This window comes from Pseudomonas sp. B111 (assembly GCF_026428275.1).
Classification (GTDB): Bacteria; Pseudomonadota; Gammaproteobacteria; order Pseudomonadales; family Pseudomonadaceae; genus Pseudomonas; species Pseudomonas aeruginosa.
Genome location: NZ_CP097857.1, coordinates 2,519,207 through 2,536,911 on the forward strand (window position 1 = coordinate 2,519,207; position 17,705 = coordinate 2,536,911).

Sequence of the window (17,705 nt, forward strand, 5' to 3'; positions counted from 1 at the left end):
CTCTCGATCTGACGTCGGTTAGCGCTCGCTGATGGCTCGCAGATTGTCGGAGGTGAAGAAGTCACGCTTCAGGCGGGGGGAGCCGTTGTCTTCGGTGAGCCAGCGAATATCGTTCTTGCCCGCACCGATCGAGGTCATGTCGAAGAGGTAGCGGCCATCCGCCAGGTTGTACTGGACCTGGGCCTGGACGTCGCAGGCGCCTGTCTCGTACACGGGAATCGAGAACCCTTCGCGCACTTTCCAGATCTGCCCTTGCTTGTCGTAGTCCACCGCCAGCAACGGGTTCCAGCTGTCCTCGTCGATGTAGAACATGCGCTTCGGCGCCTGATGGCGCATGCCTTGACGGACATTGGCCTCGACGACCCAGACCCGATGCAGCTCATAGCGACGCGACTGCGGCGCGATCGAGTCGTTGCCGGCAAACGTCTCCACCTTGGCGCCAGTGTCGTAGGCACCGAAATCGTTGTAAGGCACCAGCAACTCCTGCTTGCCGATCAGCTTCCAGTCGAAACGGTCCATGGTGCCGAAGAAGACGTTCGCCTCGTCGACGGTGTACTGGTTATCCAGGCCGATCTGTGGCGCATCGTAGGAGTACGACGGCATTCGCCGCACGCGGCGCTGGCCGGGGAAGTAGTAGAAGGTCGTGGCCTGTTCGCCGGCCACGGCAGTCTGTACCGCGGACTGGCCGGCCAGAGCAGCCGGCTCGAGGTAGTTGAAGAAGGTCGCATTCTCCAGGCGGCCAACTGACGAGAAGAGCGCACTCCCCTTTTTCCCCCAGGGCGTGAAGAAGAAGGTATCTGTCGACTGACGTAACCATTCCCCCCCTTTGCGTGGAGAAATTCCGGAAATGGTCCGGGGAATTTCGACGCCAACGCCGCGGTAGCGCATCTTCATGTTCCACATCACCTCGGCACCGGTACTCGGCATGGGGAACGGGATGCCCGGAACGTGAGCCTCGTCCAGAGCGAGGCCGGCAGCATCGAGCTTGGCGAAACCAACGTTCTGCCGGGTGTTCTCGACCACGAAGTCCGGAGCGCTACAGGTCCGACGGGTCGGATACACATCCATGCGATAGCCGGGAATCCTCTTGAACAGCTCGACCTGTCCGGGGGACAGCTTGCTCGAGTGTTGCGCGAGATTGTTCGCGTCGATGCTGTAGAGCGGCTTGTCGCCCTTGAACTTCCAGTGCTCTCCTCGCACCTGGCCGTAGCTCCATCCCTCGTCCTGCTGTCCAGGCTGCGTCCAGGCAGGAATATCCCCGCTTGCACTCGCTGCGATCTCCCCGCCCAAGGGGGTCAGTTTCGACCCCAGCGCCTCGGGGCCCTGGGGCGCAGCCTGGACCGAACAGAGCACGGTCGATACCGCGAGGGTCATGAACAACTGCTGCTGGAAAACACGACGGGTGGGCGCTTCACCTTCCAGCCGTTCAGTTACATCTTTCATTGGATGGCTCCTCACACAGGGCATGGACCGGTTGCTCGACCTCCCAAGGGGAAGAAGTCGGCTCCTGTCGATAATGATCATTTGACCTGATCAATTGACCATTTCGGACGATCATGAGGCAAACCATATGCCAGTTCTCTTTCATGTTTTTTTAATTGTTATAAATCAGGCGGTTATGGAAAAAGTTCTGTTCCAGGCCCAGTGCCCTGTGCACCACCTTGGGAAGTAAAGAAACATGTGTTACCTGGAGATGCTTGGTAACAGGGCACAAGAGAGCTTGAGGGGAACTTTCGTAGATGTCGGCTCGGGCATTTTTAATTGTCGTTTCGCCTCGAGTCAGAGGGAGCGATCGGCTATGACCGGTCATGAATCGAGCAACTTTATCCGACAATGCACGCTCCGCGGCGGAGCGGGACTATAGCGGATGTAATGCCTGCAAAAAAAACCGCCCCGAAGGGCGGTAAAAGGCAGGGCCAGGGCCTGCCATGGAGTTACAGCAGAACAGTTCTGCCAGGTTATCGGGTCAGAAAGAAAAACTTGTCGCGCCGTATTGTTTAGCGTGGACGAGGAAACGCTTGGCCGTATACCTTGTTCGAACGCTCCAGCGCACCATAGGCATAGTACAACTGCACCATGGAATAGGACCAAGCCAGGAAGGCCATGGTCATGAAGACCATCTTCGTGTCGTCTCCCGGAATCGGGAAGAAGTCATACCTGAGCGCTACTACCAGGCCCGCCAGCCCGCCAACGATGGTGGCCAGAGTATGGAGGGCTTCGCCTGCACGAGCCAGTTGCAAGGTGAAGTAGCAAAGATACAAGGTATAGGCTGACCACATGAATACATAGAAATAAGGGAGGAATCCCTCGATGATTCCAGACAGGAAGTAGACGCCGGTAGCGGCAAAGCCAGCTACAAAAATGAGGATATCCTTGGCGGGCGACGGTTTGTAATCGTGGGTAACTGCCATTAGCCCGAGCGTAGCGATAACTGGCACTCCCACCCCTCGCGAAAAGGCGTCGAGAAAGATCGCGATGTTGTAGTTGGCTTGCCAGCCGGTGGCTATGAATGTAGTGAAGTTCGATGCCGAGATACCTACGATCAAGAACTCCAGACCAAGCAAATAGTTTTTCCGCCTGATGAATGCAGCGCCATAAAACAATCCGGAAATCACCAGGAGAATACATGAGAGCAGAGCGAACAGGTCTCTCGGTTCCACGTTAGCTGCCCCTTCAGATAGAGTTGTATCGATGTCTTGTGTCTAATCGGTGCAAGGGAGTACGGGCATATCCCCATTAACTCCCCGCATCGTTATCAGCCGTTCAAGGCTTTGTCTTTGCGCACTTTCTTGTCGGTCCATGCATCCAGTAGCCTGGCGGCCGCAAAGGCCGTCTTTATGGCGCACCATTGAAGTGGCTCGGGTAGCATGGATGGCGTCTTGTGTTCCAGCGCCGCTAGCAGCGGAGGCTCTCCACCGCCGATTCGCTCGGCGAAAAGCGCGCCCATGAGCGATTGAGTGGCAAGGCCATGCCCTGAACATCCCGCCGTATAGAAGATGTTCTGCCTGGCCCCTGTCACCCCGACCACGGGGAGGAAGTCGTAGGCCCCGCTGATATACCCGCTCCAGCAATGCCGAATGGCAAGGCCCTGCAAGGAAGGAAAACGCTCGCGCAATACTCGCGACAACGCGGCGTAGGCGGCGTGGTCCGGAACATTGGGTGTCTTCGAGCCGTAGGCATAACCCAATTGCTTCACGGTCAGTAGCAGGGTGTCATGGGCCGTCAGGCGATGACTTTCCATGGTGTAGTGCGGCGTAATGAGGCCTTCACGCTCTTGCCAACCCAGGGACGCCAGTTGCTCCGCCGATAGTGGCTGGGTTTCGATTGCCGAAACCCGGATCGGTGCAACCTTGTTGCGTAGCACTCCCAGCTGAGGCGTGTAGGCGTTGGTCGCCAGAACCATTACAGGGGCGGTGGCGATACCCTGGGCCGTATTGCAGGTAATCACCTGTCCTTCACAGTAGGAAAGCACCGGCGTGCGTTCGTACAATTTCACGCCAGCCTTGATTGCCGCACGACGCAGGCCGTTGACGTACTTTCCCGGATTCAAGGTGCCGCCACGCTGCTCGCTGCCAAACAGGAATGCGGGCGGTATGCCTCGCGCGCGCATCTCGGCGCTATCCACGAAGCGAGTGACAGAGCCCAGCGCGTGGCCAAGCTCCATGTTCGCTCGCAGTCGCTTTTCCTGGCTGGGATGGACGGCGGCCCGGATGATTCCCGAGGGCGTGTAATCGCAATCGATGTCCAGCGCAGCCAAACGCTCTTCCACATAAGTGACGGCCTCGTCATAGAAACCGACGAACTTACGTGCCTGCTCAAGCCCCACTCGCTTGACGAAAACCTCGCATTCTATGCCCATGCTGCCGAGCAGATAGCCGGCATTGCGCCCGCTGGCCCCGAAGCCTGCGAACTGCTGTTCCAGAACGATGACGTTCGCTCCACGCGCCCTTAGTTCCAGCGCCGTTGACAGGCCGGCGAACCCGGCGCCGACCACGACTACGTCTGCGTGCTCGTGGCCTGTCAGCGCCGGCTGCAGGTCGTCTGGCTGCTCCACCCATCCGCCAAGGCTGCGGAATCTCATGGGTTCGGCATTGTTGCGTGCCGCTCCGTTGAAGGCATTCATTCACATCACTCCCGGGTTGCCGGACGTTGTTCCTCTCATGGGCCGATCCATGGCAGTGCCGCTAGAACCCCTTCCCTGCCTCGGAAAAGGAGGGCATGCCCAGCAGCTCTTGCGGGTCACGCATCTGACCATCGATCTCCACCCATCCCAGTAGCGTGGAACTGGCACTCCACCCCAGCAGACGCTGCATTTGCGCGGGGAGTTGCCGAACGCGCTCGACGGGTATGGAAAGGAAGTGGTTTTCTTCCAGGCGCAGGAAGGCCAGGTCGTAGGCCATGGTCAGGCCTGTGCGAGGAGCGTCGGATCTGTTGGCGCCACCGCCGTGATATACCGATCCCAACCAGAGAAGCGCAGTGCCTGCCTTCATTTCTGCGCCGATGGTTTCTTCCTGGGTGGGCATCCGTTCGTCATCCCATTGATGACTGCCAGGAATGACCCGCGTCGCGCCGTTCTCTTCGGTGAAGTCGGTAATCGCCAGCATGAGCTGCAAGCGAGCCTCGCGACCATACTGCGGATGCCGCCAGAGCGAAGTGGCATCGTCGCGATGCAGGGGTTGAAGACCTTGTCCAGGCCCGATCTGTATGGCCTGGGTCATGCTCAGTTGGATATCGGGCGTGATCTCGACCCGATCGTTCCCTACCCAGACATGGGTGGGAGTCTGCAATACCTGCTTTGCCGTCTCGAGGAACAGGGGGTTCAGTGCCACTTCCACGGCGGAGTCGCTTTTCGCCAGGATCCGCGCGGTACGTCGAGTCTGGGTGCCGGCGAAGTAAGGGTCCATGCCGCAGGGGGTAACGCCCAGATAGCTGTCCAGGTCCTCGGTAAGAGACTTCAAGGTTTCTTCCGAGACGAAGTTGGAAATAGCGACAGCGCCATCACGCCTGATGATTTCTACTACCTGCTCGATCGGGCTGTCGCAGCTGACTGTCGTCAATCTTCGCGTACTCATCTGATGCCTACCTGTGTGGTGTTGTCATTGTTCTGCAGGGCCTCCGCAATCAGCCTCAGCCCATGAGCGTTCACTCTCATGCGGTCAGACCGCCCTCTCCTTGCGCCTGGCGCGGAAAGGAGGTTTGATCATACGACATGATCATGTGATCAAGTCAAATGATTAATAATTCTGCGTGGCATCTCGGCGCTCAGGAAAGGCCTGCCGAATCAAGATGCGGCTCTACGCGGGTTCGCGCTGGCGATAGCGGATTGCCCAGGCTCGATCCTGTTCCGCTTCGGCTACGCATCGCCGGCGGTCGGAGCGAAACATCTGAAGAGACAAAGGGTCGCTGCCTTGGTCTTCAGGCGTGTCGACTCATGGATTGGAGAACGGCCATGCGTTAGCATTCGTTCCGGTCGACAGCGGACCAGTCGCCTGGCGGCAACACCGAAGAAGGAGAAGCTGAATGGCTCGAGTGGGCGCCGAAGTGCGCAGGCAAGACTTTATTGAGGCCGCCGTGAAGGTGATCGCGGAATATGGTGTGGCGAATGCCACTACCCGTCGCATCGCGGCCGCGGCGAATTCTCCATTGGCCTCCCTGCACTATGTCTTCCACACCAAGGACGAATTGTTCGACGCGGTCTATGAATCCCTGATAGACAAGCCACAGCAGTCCTTGCTGCACGTTACGGCGGGAGCCACGGCGGCAGACTCGGTAGCAGAGATATTGCGCCAGTTGGTCGGGTGGTTCACCACGCATCCGCAACTGGCGACTACGCAGTTCGAGCTGTTTTTCTGGAATCTGCGTAACAACCCCGCGATGGCGAGCAAGATCTACACCGACTCCATCGAAGCGACGAAGCAGGCCATCGAACAGGTCGCTGGCTCGGTGCTGGACCAGGAAGCGCTGGGCACTGTCAGTCGCTTGCTCATCAACCTGTTCGATGGCCTGCTTCTCGCCTGGTCCGCCCATGGTGACCATGAGCGGCTGAATGCCGAGACCGAAGCCGCCTGCCAGGCTGTGAAGCTGTTGGTGGCCAGCTTCTGATCTTTTCGAAGGCGCATCTCTAGAGAGGGGCATGGTGACACGGTTCGCCGTGCCCCTGCTCTTCGGGCCTCTTGCCAGTGCAGGTGCGACGCCTCTTCTAGCTCTCCTCTCCCCGCCTCCAGCGGGGCTACCTCGCCCGGTCTCCTCCTCGTAGTCCTGCAAGCGGACTGTGCGCTTCTCGTCCATGGATCAGGCCTTCCGCCATGGCCTGGCGGGGAACAGGGTGCGGCACCTAGGTGCAAATAAACCCAAACCGATGGAAACCTGGTGCATTTCGCACCTTGTACCAGCAACTCGCTCGCGTCTATTCTGGTCAAACGATCAAGTCAAAAGATCAAGTCTCTATAACACAACAATAGGAGGCGACATGTCCTCTCACACTGCTCTTCCAATTGAGCCGCTCGATGTTCTGATCATAGGAGCCGGTGTGTCTGGCATCGGCGCTGCGGCTTACCTTCGACGTCACCAACCGAACAAGGTGTTTGCGATTCTCGAGTCCCGGGAGCGAATGGGCGGCACCTGGGACCTGTTCCGCTATCCCGGCATACGCTCCGACTCGGACCTGTACACCTTCGGCTTCGACTTCAAGCCTTGGACCAAGGCGAAATCTCTGGCGGATGCCGCCGACATTCTCGAATACCTGCGAGAAGCCGTCGCTGAATACCAGTTGGACCCTTTCATCCAGTACCGGCAGAAAGTGGTCTCGGCGAATTGGCAGAGCGACAAAGGGCTGTGGGCAGTATGCGTCGAGGACGGCCACACGGCAGAAACCCGCACCATCGAATGCCGCTGGCTGTTCAGCGCAGGCGGTTACTACCGTTATGACCAAGGCTTCAGCCCACGCTTCGAGGGCGCGGAGCAGTTCAAGGGGCAAATCATCCACCCGCAACACTGGCCCGAGCGCTTGGACTATCGGGGCAAGCATGTGGTGGTCATCGGCAGCGGCGCAACGGCGGTGACGCTGATTCCCGCCATGGCCGACGAGGTCGCCAGCATCACCATGTTGCAGCGGACGCCCTCCTATATCGTCAACCAGCCCGCCAACGATTCCGTTGCCGCTTTTCTTCGCAAGATTCTGCCGGCGCAAACCGCCTACTCACTGACGCGCTACAAGAATGCCAAGATCACCCTGGTCTTCTGGCGATTCTGCCAGCGCTTCCCCGGGCTCGCCCGCAAGCTGCTCATATGGCTGACCCGTAGAGAATTACCGAAGGGCTATCCGGTCGACGTTCATTTCAACCCGCCCTACAAGCCCTGGGACCAACGCTTGTGCTCGGTTCCCGAAGGCGATCTTTTCAAGGCCATCAGTGCAGGTAAAGCCTCGGTCGTTACCGACCATATCGAGCGCTTTACCGAGTCCGGTGTCTTGCTCAAGTCCGGCACGGAACTGAAGGCCGATATCATCATCACGGCCACCGGTCTGAACGTGCAGTTGTTCGGCGGTATCGCCCTGCACAAGGATGGCGAGCCGGTAGTGTTGAGCCAGACGCTGGCGTACAAGGGCACGATGCTTTCCGGCGTACCCAACTTTGCCTTTGCGGTGGGCTATACCAACTCATCCTGGACGCTGAAAGTGTGCCTGCTGTGCGACCACTTCTGTCGCTTGCTGGGCTTCATGGACAGCCAGGGCCATAACGTCTGCGAGCCGAAGGCGCCGGATGGTGTCGAAACCCGTCCCCTGCTGGATTTCGGGGCCGGATATGTCCAGCGGGCATTGGATAGCATGCCGCGCCAGGGGCCTCGCGAGCCCTGGGTGATGTCGATGGATTACTTCCGTGACATCAAGCTTTTGCGCCGAGGGAAGGTCGCCGACGAATGCCTCCGGTTCAGCACGGTGCCTGACGCCTACCTGCACAGAAGCGTGGCGCTTCAGACTCAGGGCGGCGGGCGATGACTGCGGATCGGTTCTGCGAGCTACCGGGCAAGCGTAGCCTCTGCTATCGCAGCCACGGTCCGGAAACCGCGCCTGCGGTCATCCTCATCGTCGGCCTGGGGCTGCAATTGATCTATTGGCCTGAAGCGCTCATCGCCGGTCTGGTCGAGCGGGGCCTGCGCGTGATAACGCTGGACAACCGTGACTCGGGCAGGTCTTTCTTCACCGAGGTTACCCCGCCCACGACCCTGCAACAGTTCTTCCGTAAACCGACTGCGGGGTATGACCTGGGCGACATGGCCGACGATGTGATCGGCCTCATGGATGGCCTGCGCCTGGGTGCGGCGCACGTCGTAGGGATGTCGATGGGCGGCATGATCGCCCAGACACTTGCCGCTCGTTATCCGCAGCGAGTCATGAGCCTGGCGTCCATCTTCTCGACGACAGGATCGCTGCGAGTAGGCCAGCCAGCGTTCAAGACCATCTTGCAGCTTCTCCGGCGCCCTCCTCGGAACCAGCAGGAGAGCGTTCGCGACTATGTGGAGATCATGCGTTCCGTCGGTACGACGCTGGAATGGGACGAGCAGGCCCATCGCGACTACGCCATGCAAGCCTGGGAACGAGGCGGCGGGGAAGCGAGCAACCTCGGGATGGCGAGGCAGATCGGCGCCATCATCAACTCGGGCGACCGAACGCAGGAACTCCAGCGAATTCGTTGCAACACGCTGGTCATCCATGCTGAGAAAGACCTCATGGTCGCCACCAGCGGAGGCTTCGCCACGGCGGCGGCCATTCCCAGGGCACGCTTGGTGCTGTTGCCGGGAATGGGGCATGACTTCCCCGCCTGCCTGACAGGAACGCTGCTTTCCCTGCTCGCAGGCCAAATGCATTAGTACGGAACATCCCTTCAGGGGCGGGTGGGTGGGTGCCGCCCCTCTTTTTACACCTCGGGACTTGCATGGGGCTTTTCGAAGTTCGTGCTTATCCAGGCCCACATAAGACAAAAAGGTTCCCGGTTGATTCTCGACCGCAGAGCCATGCATCACACGCCGGAGCCGTTGGTTCGCCCTGCGCGTGAATTCCTCCACTGCCGTTCAACAACGACAAAAATCGAGCAAGAGGTACGTATGGAATTCAAGTTCTTACTCCCCGCCAAAGTCGTGATGGGACCCGACCTGCGTGAGCGCACCGGCGAATACCTGCGGGAACTCGGCATGGCGCATGTGCTGATCGTGACGGACGCCGGGGTAAAGGCCGCAGGCCTGTTGAATGGCGTGTATGCCAGCCTGAATGAGTGGGAGATCGCGTTCGACGAGATATCGGACGTCAAGGCAAACCCTCGCAGCGAAGACATCAACCAGGCGGCGCAGCTGTATCGCGGCAAAGGTATCCAAGGCCTGCTGGCCATCGGCGGCGGCAGCGCGATGGACGCGGCCAAGGCGATCAGCCTGCTGCTAACCCACGAGGGTCGGATCGAAGACTACGAGGGCTCTTTCACCCTCAGGCACGCCATCCCGCCTATCGTCGCCATCCCGACCACCGCCGGAACCGGCAGCGAAGTGACCTGTTTCTCGGTGATCACCGATACCGCCCGGCATTTCAAGATGAGCGTCCAGGATTACCGGGTGGGCCCCGTTCTGGCATTGCTCGACTCCCGCATTCTCGACACGCTGCCTGCATCGATTGCCGCCGCAACCGGCATGGATGCCCTCACCCACGCCATCGAAGCCTACACCTGCCGCGTGTCGAACCCGATCAGCGACGGGCTGGCGCTGCATGCCATCCGCCTGATCAGCCAATACCTCAGGCCCGCCGTACTGGAGCCGGACAACCTGCATGCACGCGAGCAAATGCTGGTGGCCAGCCTGATCGCCGGCATGGCCTTCGGTAACGCGGACGTCGGCAGCGTGCACTGCATTTCCGAAGCCATCGGTGGCATGTACGACACGCCACACGGCGTGGGCAACGCGATCTTCCTGCCCTTCGTGTTCGGCCATAACCGCGACGCCGACATCACCCGCCACGCGCAGGTCGCCTATGCACTGGGTATCGACCCCAACCTCTCGCCGGCCGAGGCCGCCGAGGCCGCCGTTGGCTACCTGTTCCAGATGAGCAAGGACCTGGGCATCCCCCGCTTCGCCGAGGTGAAAGGCGTGCGCGAGGAAGACTTCCTGAGCATCGCCGAAAAGTCGAAGAAGAATTTCTCCGACGGCAGCAATGCCAAGCAAATGACGGTGGAAACCTACCGTGAAATCGTCGCCGCCGCTTACCACTACGTAGCGTGAAGGAGGCCCGTCATGAGCGAATCAATCGCCGGCGCTTCATTGAAGCGCACGCTGGGTCCGTTTTCCGTTCTGCTGTTCGGTCTGGCGTTCCTCGCTCCGTTGATCGTGTTCGGCACCTATGGCGTGATCACGCAGGCCAGCGGCAACACCACGGCGATGGCCTACCTGATCGCGGCAATCGGCGTGGTGTTCACGGCCTTGAGCTATGGCCGGCTGGTCAGGGTGTTCCCGGTCGCCGGTTCGGCTTACACCTATACCCGCAAGATGCTGAGCGCGAACCTCGGCTTCATGGTGGGCTGGGCCGCCCTGCTCGATTACTTCTTCATCCCGATGCTGATCTGGCTGCTCGGCGCCAGCTACCTCAACATGGCCTTTCCAGAGGTGCCGCAATGGGTGTGGATCATCGGCTTCATCGTCTCCACCTCGCTGCTTAATATCCTGGGCATCCAGGTCGCCAACCGCTTCAACGTGCTGTTGATGGTCGCGCAACTGGCCATCATCGTCGTGTTCATCAGCCTGTGCGTGCACTACATCGTCGCGGCCAACGGCCCTGGCGGGCTGCTGTCGGCCAAGCCGTTCTTCAACCCGGACGTGTCCTTCGCCACCAGCATGGCCGGCGCCGCCATTGCCGCGTACTCGTTCCTGGGCTTCGACGCGCTGTCCACGCTCAGCGAGGAGACCCGCGACCCGGGCCGGACACTGCCGCGCGCGATCCTGCTGGTCGCATTGATCGGCGGCTCGGTCTACGTCGGCTCGTCGTACTTCATGTACCTGGCGCATCCCTCCCCCGCCTTCGAGCATGTGGACGGCGCCGCCTTCGAGATCGCCCGCATGATCGGCGGCGACCTGTTCTTCGGCGTGGTCCTGGCGGGGATCATCATCGCCCACTTCGCCGCAGGCATGTCGTTCCAGGCCAGCATGGGCCGGCTGCTGTACGCCCTGGGGCGGGACAACCAACTGCCGCGCAAGCTGTTCGGTGCCCTGCATCCTCGCTACAAGACCCCGGCCTTCAACATTCTGCTCTGCGGCATTTTCGGCTGCGCGGGTTTTGCCCTGACGATCGCCACCGCGACGTCCCTGGTCAATTTCGGCGCGTTTCTCGCCTTCAGCGCAGTCAACCTTTGCGCGTTGCGGCTCTCCTTCGATACCCGCCTCGGAGACGGGGCGGGCTTGCTGCACGGGGTGCTCTGCCCGCTCGTTGGCCTGGTCACGGCCGGGTGGATGCTGGTCAGCCTGGATAACGACGCGCTGATCATGGGCTGTAGCTGGCTGGGCCTGGGGGCGGTCTATCTCGCTTGCCGGACCAGCTTCTTCCGCAACCCGGTGCCCGACGCGCTGGCGTAGCGACCGCCCTTCTATCGAACGCTCTGACAACAACCACAAGGCCGGCTTCGAGCCTGCCCTTCAATGGCGAGAATCGATATGCAAACCAAACTTCTGATCAATGGTGCCCTGGTGGCCGGCGAAGGCGAGAGCCACGCGGTGTACAACCCGTCCCAGGGCAACGTCCTGGTGCGAATTACCGAGGCCAGCGGCGCCCAGGTCCATGCCGCGGTGCAGAGCGCGGATGCGGCCTTCGACGCCTGGTCGCAAACGCCACCCAAGGATCGCGCGGCCCTGCTGCTCAAGCTTGCCGAGCGCATCGATGCCCAGGCGCACGTGTTCGCTCGCCTGGAGGCGGACAACTGCGGCAAGCCTTTCAACGCCGTGCTGCTGGACGAACTGCCCGCCGTGTCGGACGTGTTCCGTTTCTTTGCCGGCGCCGTGCGCTGCCTGCAGGGCTCGGCGGCGGGAGAGTACGTCGCGGGGCATACTTCGATGATCCGCCGCGACGCGGTAGGCGTGGTCGCCTCCATCGCGCCGTGGAACTATCCGTTGTTGATGGCAGCGTGGAAACTCGGCCCGGCATTGGCCGGCGGCAACACCGTGGTGCTGAAACCGTCGGAGCACACGCCGCTGAGTACCTTGAAACTGGGCGAGCTGCTTGCCGAGATCTTCCCCGCCGGCGTGGTCAACATCGTCCACGGTCGAGGTGCCTCGGTGGGTGAGCCGCTGACCAGCCATGCCCAGGTGCGCATGGTGTCGCTGACCGGCTCCGTGCGCACCGGCAGCCGGATCATCGAAGGTACGGCCGAGAGCGTGAAACGCATGCACATGGAGTTGGGGGGCAAGGCTCCTGTACTGATCTTCGACGATGCCGACATCGACGCCGCCGTCGAAGGCATCCGCGCCTTCGGCTTCTACAACGCCGGCCAGGACTGTACCGCCGCGTGCCGCCTCTATGTGCAGAAAGGGGTCTACCAGGAGTTCGTTCGCAAGCTCGGCGAGGCCGTATCCAGCATCCGGTGCGGGCTGCCGGACGATCCGGCGACCGAGATGGGACCGCTGATCACCAAGGAGCATCTGGAGCGTGTCGAGGGGTTCGTGAACCGGGCCAGGGAGTTGCCGCACATCGAAGTGGTCACCGGCGGCAAGCGCGCTGAGGGTGCCGGCTTCTTCTTCGAGCCGACGGTCCTGGCCGGCGCTACGCAGGAGGATGAGGTGGTGCGCCGCGAGATCTTCGGCCCGGTGGTGACCGTCTCGTCGTTCGAGGATGAAGCCCAGGCGCTGGCTTGGGCGAACGACTCCGACTACGGCCTGGCGTCTTCGGTATGGACCGCCGATGTGGGGCGCGCTCATCGCCTGGCCGCCCGCCTGCAATACGGCTGCACCTGGGTCAACACCCACTTCATGCTGGTCAGCGAAATGCCCCACGGCGGGGTCAAGCTGTCCGGCTACGGCAAGGACCTGTCGATGTACGGCCTGGAAGACTACACCGTGGTGCGCCACGTGATGTTCAAGCACTGACCGCCCACACCCCGGACTACCCAGATCATTTTTCAAGAGGTTTGCATGAACAACATCGAGACGTTCGAAAGGCTCGAGTCCAACGTGCGGATGTACTGCCGCGACTTGCCCCTGGTGTTCGATACCGCCCAAGGCAGCAGGATCCGCGGCGAAGATGGCCGCGAATACCTGGACTTCTTCGCCGGCGCCGGCGCCCTGAACTATGGCCACAACGACCCGCGCATGCGCGATGCGCTGATCGCGTATCTGTCGGCCAACGGCGTGACCCACGCCCTCGACCTGCACACCACCACCAAGCGCCAGTTCCTGGAAGCGATCGAGCGCGACCTGTTCAAGCCACGCGGCTGGGACTACAAGGTCCAGTTCACCGGCCCGACCGGTGCCGACGCCGTCGAGGCGGCGTTGAAGCTGGCGCGCAAGGCGACCGGGCGTACCAAGGTCGTATCGTTCTACGGGGCTTACCACGGCATGACCGCCGGCGCCCTGGCCGTCACCGGCAACCGCACTCGCCGTGGCCCCGGGCTTTCCACCGACGTGGTGTTCGTGCCCTACGAAGACAGCCCCTATGGCGAATTCGACAGCATTGGCTTCCTCGAGCGCCTGGCCAACGACCAGGGCAGCGGCTCGGAGCTGCCGGCGGCGGTGATCGTCGAGTCGGTGCAGATCCAGGCCGGCGTCTACCCGGCTTCCAACCAATGGCTGCAACGCTTGCGCAAGTGGACCACCGACCACGGCGTGCTGCTTATCTGCGACGAGATCCAGGCCGGTTGCGGCCGCACCGGCGACTTCTTCGGCTTCGAGCGCTCCGGGGTGGTGCCGGACCTGATCACCTGCGCCAAATCGATCGGCGGCTTCGGCCTGCCGATGGCGATCGTGTTGCTTCGTGCCGGGCTGGATGTATGGCAACCGGGCGATCACATCGGCACCTTCCGGGGCAACCAGTTGGCGTTCCTGACCGCCCGCATCGCGCTCAGCTATTGGCACGATGAGCAGTTCCTGAAATTGCTGGCCGACAACTGCGCGGCCATGGAGCGCGCGGTTGCCGGCTTTGCGGAAATTCCAGGCGTCGCGTCCGCGCGTTGTCGCGGCATGATCGCCGGCATCGATTTCGGCCGCGGCAACGTCGAGGTCGCCAAGGACGCCCAGCAGCGCGTGCTGCAAGCGGGCGTGCTGGTCGACCGCTGCGGCCCGAATGGCGAAATCATCAAGCTGATGCCACCGCTGAACACTCCGACCGACCAACTCGAAGACGGCCTCAGGGCCTTCGGCGAATCGGTCGCGGCAGCGCTGGGCGAATAGCTGCCAGGGTCACCCTTCGGCCTGTGTTGAAGCGCAGGCCGGAGACCTGTTGGACATCAGCCAGAACAATAATCAGGAGACCTCGAGCGTGCGTGAACACAATGATGAAAGCGTCGAGTTCGAAGTGTCCGTGATCGGGCTCGGAGCCATGGGAACCATCATGGCCCAAGCGTTGCTCAGGCAAGGCAGGCGCGTGGCGATCTGGAACCGCTCACCCGGCAAGGCCGCGGCGCTCGTCGCCGCTGGCGCTCACCTGTGCGAGAGCGCCGAAGCCGCGCTGGCTGCAAGCCCGGCCACGATCTTCGTGCTCCTGGACAACCAGGCGACCCATGAGGTGCTCGGGATGCCAGGTGTGATGCAGGCACTGGCCAACCGTACGATCGTGGATTACACGACCAACGCCCGGGACGAGGGCCTGGCGCTTCAGAGTCTCGTCAACCGCGCGGGCGGCCATTACGTCAAAGGGATGATCGTGGCCTACCCGCGCAATGTTGGTCGTCGCGAAAGCCACAGCATTCATACCGGTGATCCTGAGGCCTTCGAACGGCATCGGGCGCTGCTTGAGGGGCTTGCCGGTCATACGACGTTCCTCCCCTGGGACGAAGCATTGGCCTTCGCCACCGTGCTCCACGCGCATGCGTTTGCCGCGATGGTGGCTTTCTTCGAGGCCGTGGGGGCTGGTGTCCACTTCGGCCTGCCGCCTTCGAAGACCGCTCGGCTCATGCTCGACACGTCGCGCTTTTTCGTCGCCGATGCACTCGAGGAAGCGGTCCGTCGGCTGGAAGCGCAGGATTTCGCAGGCGATCAGGCGAGGCTCGATGTGCATGCCCAGGCCTTCGCCCATATCGCCGGAGCCCTGCACGCACAAGGGGCCTGGACGCCGGTCTTCGACGCGCTGTGCCAGGCCGTGCAACGCGCGGCAGCCATGGGCTATGGCGACCAGGACATCGTAGCCGTCACCCACCTGTTCGCCCGCGAATGCGACACCGCAAGCGCGGCGGGACAGTGACTGCGCTGCGCTTCTAAGGTCCTCGTGGATAGCGCCCGAAGACAACAACTATAAAAAATCGCTGGAGAATCATATGCGCCGATTCGGTTTTCTACTGGCTGTCCTTGTACTGGTCATCTTCCTGAGTGCACTGTTTTCGAAGCCTTCCGTCGTCAACCGCGGGACGGCTCAGCGCATGGAGCACTACCCCACCGTCGGTATCGGAGACATCTTCCGGGGGCACTAGCCAGGCCTCGGGCGACAGACAGCCTCAAAGCCTGCCATGCGGTCGCTGCCACCCGTTCGACAGCGACCGTGTGCGCCTCAGTGGTCTATGGCTCCGCTGGCGCCAAGGCCGGTCTGGCCTCGTACGTACTGGTCGGCGAAGGCTTCCCTTTCCGCCATGGCCCGCGTGGTCCGGTCCAGGCGGGAAACGCCATACGCCACCAGGAACGCCAACGGCATGGAGAACAGCGCAGGCTGGGTATAGGGGAACAGCGGCTCGGCGAAGTGCAACACATCCACCCACACCAGCCTGGAGAAAACCACGAAGCCCATGGCGCTGAACAACCCGACGTAGCCACCGGCCAACGCGCCACGGGTGGTCAGCCCCGACCAGAACATCGACAGGAACAGCACCGGGAAGTTGGCCGAAGCGGCGATGCCAAAGGCCAGGGCGACCATGAAGGCCACGTTGATGTTCTCGAACACGATGCCCAGGGCTATCGCCACCAAGCCAAGGCCCAGGGTTGCCAGCTTGGTTACCCGCAGCTCCTGCGCCTCGCTGGCCGCGCCCTTCATGATCACCCGCGCATACAGGTCATGGGCGATGGCGGACGCCCCGGCCAGGGCCAGGCCTGACACCACGGCCAGGATGGTGGCGAAGGTCACGGCGGAGAGGAAGCCCAGCAGCAGGTTACCTCCCACTGCCTGGGCCAGGTGCATGACCACCATGTTGCCCCCGCCCAGCAGCTTGCCTCCCGCTTCCCCGCCCTCGAAGAACCGGGGCTGCTGGCTGACGATCACGATCGACGCCAGGCCCAGCAGGAAAATGACATTGAAGAAGTAGCCGATGAACCCGGTGGCGTAGAGCACCGACTTGCGCGCCTCCCGGGCATCGCCGACGGTGAAGAAACGCATCAGGATGTGCGGCAGCCCGGCGGTGCCGAACACCAGCCCCAGGCTCAGCGATAGCGCGGTCAACGGGTCGGCCAGCAAGCCACCAGGGGCCAGCAGGCGTTCGCCCAGGGCATGGCTATCCATCGCCTGGCTGACCAGCCTGTCATAGCTGAAGTCGAATTCGCGCATCGCCAGGAACAGCACCAGCGAGCCGCCGACCAGCAGCAGGAATGCCTTGACGATCTGCACCCAGGTGGTTGCCACCATACCGCCGAAGGTCACATACAGCATCATCAGCGCACCGACGATCACCAGGGCGATCTGGTAGTCCAGGCCGAACAGCAGCCTGATCAACTGCCCGGCCCCGACCATCTGCGCCACCAGGTAGAAACACACCACGGTCAGCGAGCCGATGGCGGCCATGGTGCGCACCTTGCCCTGGTCGAGACGGTACGAGGTGATGTCGGCGAAGGTGAAGCGGCCCAGGTTGCGCAGCCGCTCGGTCATCAATAGCAGCAGTACCGGCCAGCCCGCGAAGAAGGCGATGAGATAGATGTAGCCATCCATCCCGGAGCTGTAGATGAGCGCGGTGATTCCCAGCAGCGTGGAGGCGGACATGTAGTCGCCGGCCAGCGCCAGGCCGTTCTGCCAGCCCCGGATACCGCCACCGGCGCTATAGAAATCCGCCGTCGAATGGGTCCGTCGCGCCGCCCACCAGGTGATGCACAGGGTGAACAGCACGAACACCATGAACATGCCGATGGCATGCAGGTTGAGCGGCTGGCGCTGGCCAGCGTCCAACGCGGGCGAGGCCAACAGCAGGCCGGAGTGCAGCGACAACGCCAGGGGAAGGAGCTTCTTCATGCGCCCCGCTCCTCTTCCAGCCCAGCGACCAGAGCCTGGGTCAGGCGATCGAATTCGCCGTTGGCGCGGTACACATAGAGCGCCGACAAGGCACAGAAGAACACGAACAGGAACACGCCGGCCGCGACCCCGAAGGTCATGTTCGAGCCCTGCGCCAGACGCCTGGCAATCAGCTCGGGGCAGAACGATACCAGCGCGATGTAGCCGTGGAACGTGGCCAGGATCAGCAGGAGCAGGCTCAGGGTGAAACGGTTTCGGCGCGCCACCAGTTGCTGGAACCGGGCACTGGCGCGGATACGCGCGTATAGCAGGCTGGACATGGGACACC

Annotated in this window: 14 protein-coding genes; 8 read left to right on the forward strand and 6 right to left on the reverse strand. The window is 61.9% G+C overall.

Annotated elements, in window-relative coordinates:
• Positions 1-18: 18 nt before the first annotated feature.
• The 4 genes from M6E97_RS11700 to M6E97_RS11715 all read right to left on the reverse strand — a co-directional run bounded on the left by M6E97_RS11700 (position 19) and on the right by M6E97_RS11715 (position 5,072).
• Positions 19-1,443 (reverse strand): DUF1329 domain-containing protein, encoded by a 1,425-nt coding sequence (locus M6E97_RS11700; protein WP_003089182.1) that lies wholly within the window; start codon positions 1,441-1,443, stop codon positions 19-21.
• Between the two features lie 554 nt (positions 1,444-1,997).
• Positions 1,998-2,645: a hypothetical protein gene (locus M6E97_RS11705; protein ID WP_015648784.1), complete on the reverse strand. Its 648-nt coding sequence runs from the start codon at positions 2,643-2,645 to the stop codon at positions 1,998-2,000.
• Between the two features lie 110 nt (positions 2,646-2,755).
• The gene (locus M6E97_RS11710) at positions 2,756-4,123 is read right to left on the reverse strand and encodes an NAD(P)/FAD-dependent oxidoreductase (RefSeq protein WP_003089178.1); all 1,368 of its coding nucleotides are present in this window, start codon (positions 4,121-4,123) and stop codon (positions 2,756-2,758) included.
• A gap of 61 nt (positions 4,124-4,184) precedes the next feature.
• Complete coding sequence (locus tag M6E97_RS11715; RefSeq protein ID WP_023091818.1) at positions 4,185-5,072, reverse strand: phytanoyl-CoA dioxygenase family protein; 888 nt, start codon at positions 5,070-5,072, stop codon at positions 4,185-4,187.
• A 448-nt stretch (positions 5,073-5,520) separates the two neighbouring features.
• Here M6E97_RS11715 and M6E97_RS11720 point away from each other — a divergent pair, with 448 nt between their 5' ends.
• From M6E97_RS11720 to M6E97_RS11755, 8 genes are all read left to right on the forward strand, one after another.
• The gene (locus M6E97_RS11720; protein WP_033939870.1) at positions 5,521-6,102 is read left to right on the forward strand and encodes a TetR/AcrR family transcriptional regulator; all 582 of its coding nucleotides are present in this window, start codon (positions 5,521-5,523) and stop codon (positions 6,100-6,102) included.
• Between the two features lie 367 nt (positions 6,103-6,469).
• Positions 6,470-7,996: a flavin-containing monooxygenase gene (locus M6E97_RS11725; protein WP_016253449.1), complete on the forward strand. Its 1,527-nt coding sequence runs from the start codon at positions 6,470-6,472 to the stop codon at positions 7,994-7,996.
• Positions 7,993-8,868 (forward strand): alpha/beta fold hydrolase, encoded by an 876-nt coding sequence (locus M6E97_RS11730; protein ID WP_003089172.1) that lies wholly within the window; start codon positions 7,993-7,995, stop codon positions 8,866-8,868. The genes M6E97_RS11725 and M6E97_RS11730 overlap by 4 nt, the downstream gene beginning before the upstream one ends.
• 234 nt (positions 8,869-9,102) lie before the next feature.
• Positions 9,103-10,260 (forward strand): iron-containing alcohol dehydrogenase, encoded by a 1,158-nt coding sequence (locus M6E97_RS11735; RefSeq protein WP_023094040.1) that lies wholly within the window; start codon positions 9,103-9,105, stop codon positions 10,258-10,260.
• 12 nt (positions 10,261-10,272) lie between these two features.
• On the forward strand, positions 10,273-11,604 hold the full coding sequence (locus M6E97_RS11740; protein ID WP_033938845.1) for an APC family permease: 1,332 nt from the start codon (positions 10,273-10,275) through the stop codon (positions 11,602-11,604).
• A gap of 78 nt (positions 11,605-11,682) precedes the next feature.
• Complete coding sequence (locus M6E97_RS11745) at positions 11,683-13,107, forward strand: gamma-aminobutyraldehyde dehydrogenase (RefSeq protein WP_009876410.1); 1,425 nt, start codon at positions 11,683-11,685, stop codon at positions 13,105-13,107.
• Between the two features lie 45 nt (positions 13,108-13,152).
• A complete protein-coding gene (locus M6E97_RS11750; RefSeq protein WP_003089166.1) occupies positions 13,153-14,406 on the forward strand; it encodes an aspartate aminotransferase family protein in 1,254 nt (417 codons plus the stop codon).
• 88 nt (positions 14,407-14,494) lie between these two features.
• Positions 14,495-15,415 carry an NAD(P)-binding domain-containing protein gene (locus M6E97_RS11755; RefSeq protein WP_049875014.1) on the forward strand — a complete coding sequence of 307 codons (921 nt, stop codon included), beginning with the start codon at positions 14,495-14,497 and terminating at the stop codon, positions 15,413-15,415.
• A gap of 303 nt (positions 15,416-15,718) precedes the next feature.
• On the opposite strand, the gene M6E97_RS11760 is transcribed toward M6E97_RS11755, so the two are convergent.
• Both M6E97_RS11760 and M6E97_RS11765 read right to left on the reverse strand, forming a co-directional pair.
• Positions 15,719-17,377 (reverse strand): cation acetate symporter, encoded by a 1,659-nt coding sequence (locus M6E97_RS11760; RefSeq protein WP_033938847.1) that lies wholly within the window; start codon positions 17,375-17,377, stop codon positions 15,719-15,721.
• Positions 17,374-17,697: a DUF485 domain-containing protein gene (locus M6E97_RS11765; RefSeq protein WP_015502944.1), complete on the reverse strand. Its 324-nt coding sequence runs from the start codon at positions 17,695-17,697 to the stop codon at positions 17,374-17,376. The genes M6E97_RS11760 and M6E97_RS11765 overlap by 4 nt, the downstream gene beginning before the upstream one ends.
• Positions 17,698-17,705: the final 8 nt, after the last annotated feature.

Excerpts from the sequence above, each read along its gene's own strand:
- M6E97_RS11700 (WP_003089182.1), bottom strand. The coding sequence starts at position 1,443 with ATGAAAGATGTAACTGAACGGCTGGAAGGTGAAGCGCCCACCCGTCGT.
- M6E97_RS11710 (WP_003089178.1), bottom strand. The coding sequence starts at position 4,123 with ATGAATGCCTTCAACGGAGCGGCACGCAACAATGCCGAACCCATGAGA.
- M6E97_RS11715 (WP_023091818.1), bottom strand. The coding sequence starts at position 5,072 with ATGAGTACGCGAAGATTGACGACAGTCAGCTGCGACAGCCCGATCGAG.
- M6E97_RS11720 (WP_033939870.1), top strand. The coding sequence starts at position 5,521 with ATGGCTCGAGTGGGCGCCGAAGTGCGCAGGCAAGACTTTATTGAGGCC.
- M6E97_RS11725 (WP_016253449.1), top strand. The coding sequence starts at position 6,470 with ATGTCCTCTCACACTGCTCTTCCAATTGAGCCGCTCGATGTTCTGATC.
- M6E97_RS11730 (WP_003089172.1), top strand. The coding sequence starts at position 7,993 with ATGACTGCGGATCGGTTCTGCGAGCTACCGGGCAAGCGTAGCCTCTGC.
- M6E97_RS11735 (WP_023094040.1), top strand. The coding sequence starts at position 9,103 with ATGGAATTCAAGTTCTTACTCCCCGCCAAAGTCGTGATGGGACCCGAC.
- M6E97_RS11740 (WP_033938845.1), top strand. The coding sequence starts at position 10,273 with ATGAGCGAATCAATCGCCGGCGCTTCATTGAAGCGCACGCTGGGTCCG.
- M6E97_RS11745 (WP_009876410.1), top strand. The coding sequence starts at position 11,683 with ATGCAAACCAAACTTCTGATCAATGGTGCCCTGGTGGCCGGCGAAGGC.
- M6E97_RS11750 (WP_003089166.1), top strand. The coding sequence starts at position 13,153 with ATGAACAACATCGAGACGTTCGAAAGGCTCGAGTCCAACGTGCGGATG.
- M6E97_RS11760 (WP_033938847.1), bottom strand. The coding sequence starts at position 17,377 with ATGAAGAAGCTCCTTCCCCTGGCGTTGTCGCTGCACTCCGGCCTGCTG.
- M6E97_RS11765 (WP_015502944.1), bottom strand. The coding sequence starts at position 17,697 with ATGTCCAGCCTGCTATACGCGCGTATCCGCGCCAGTGCCCGGTTCCAG.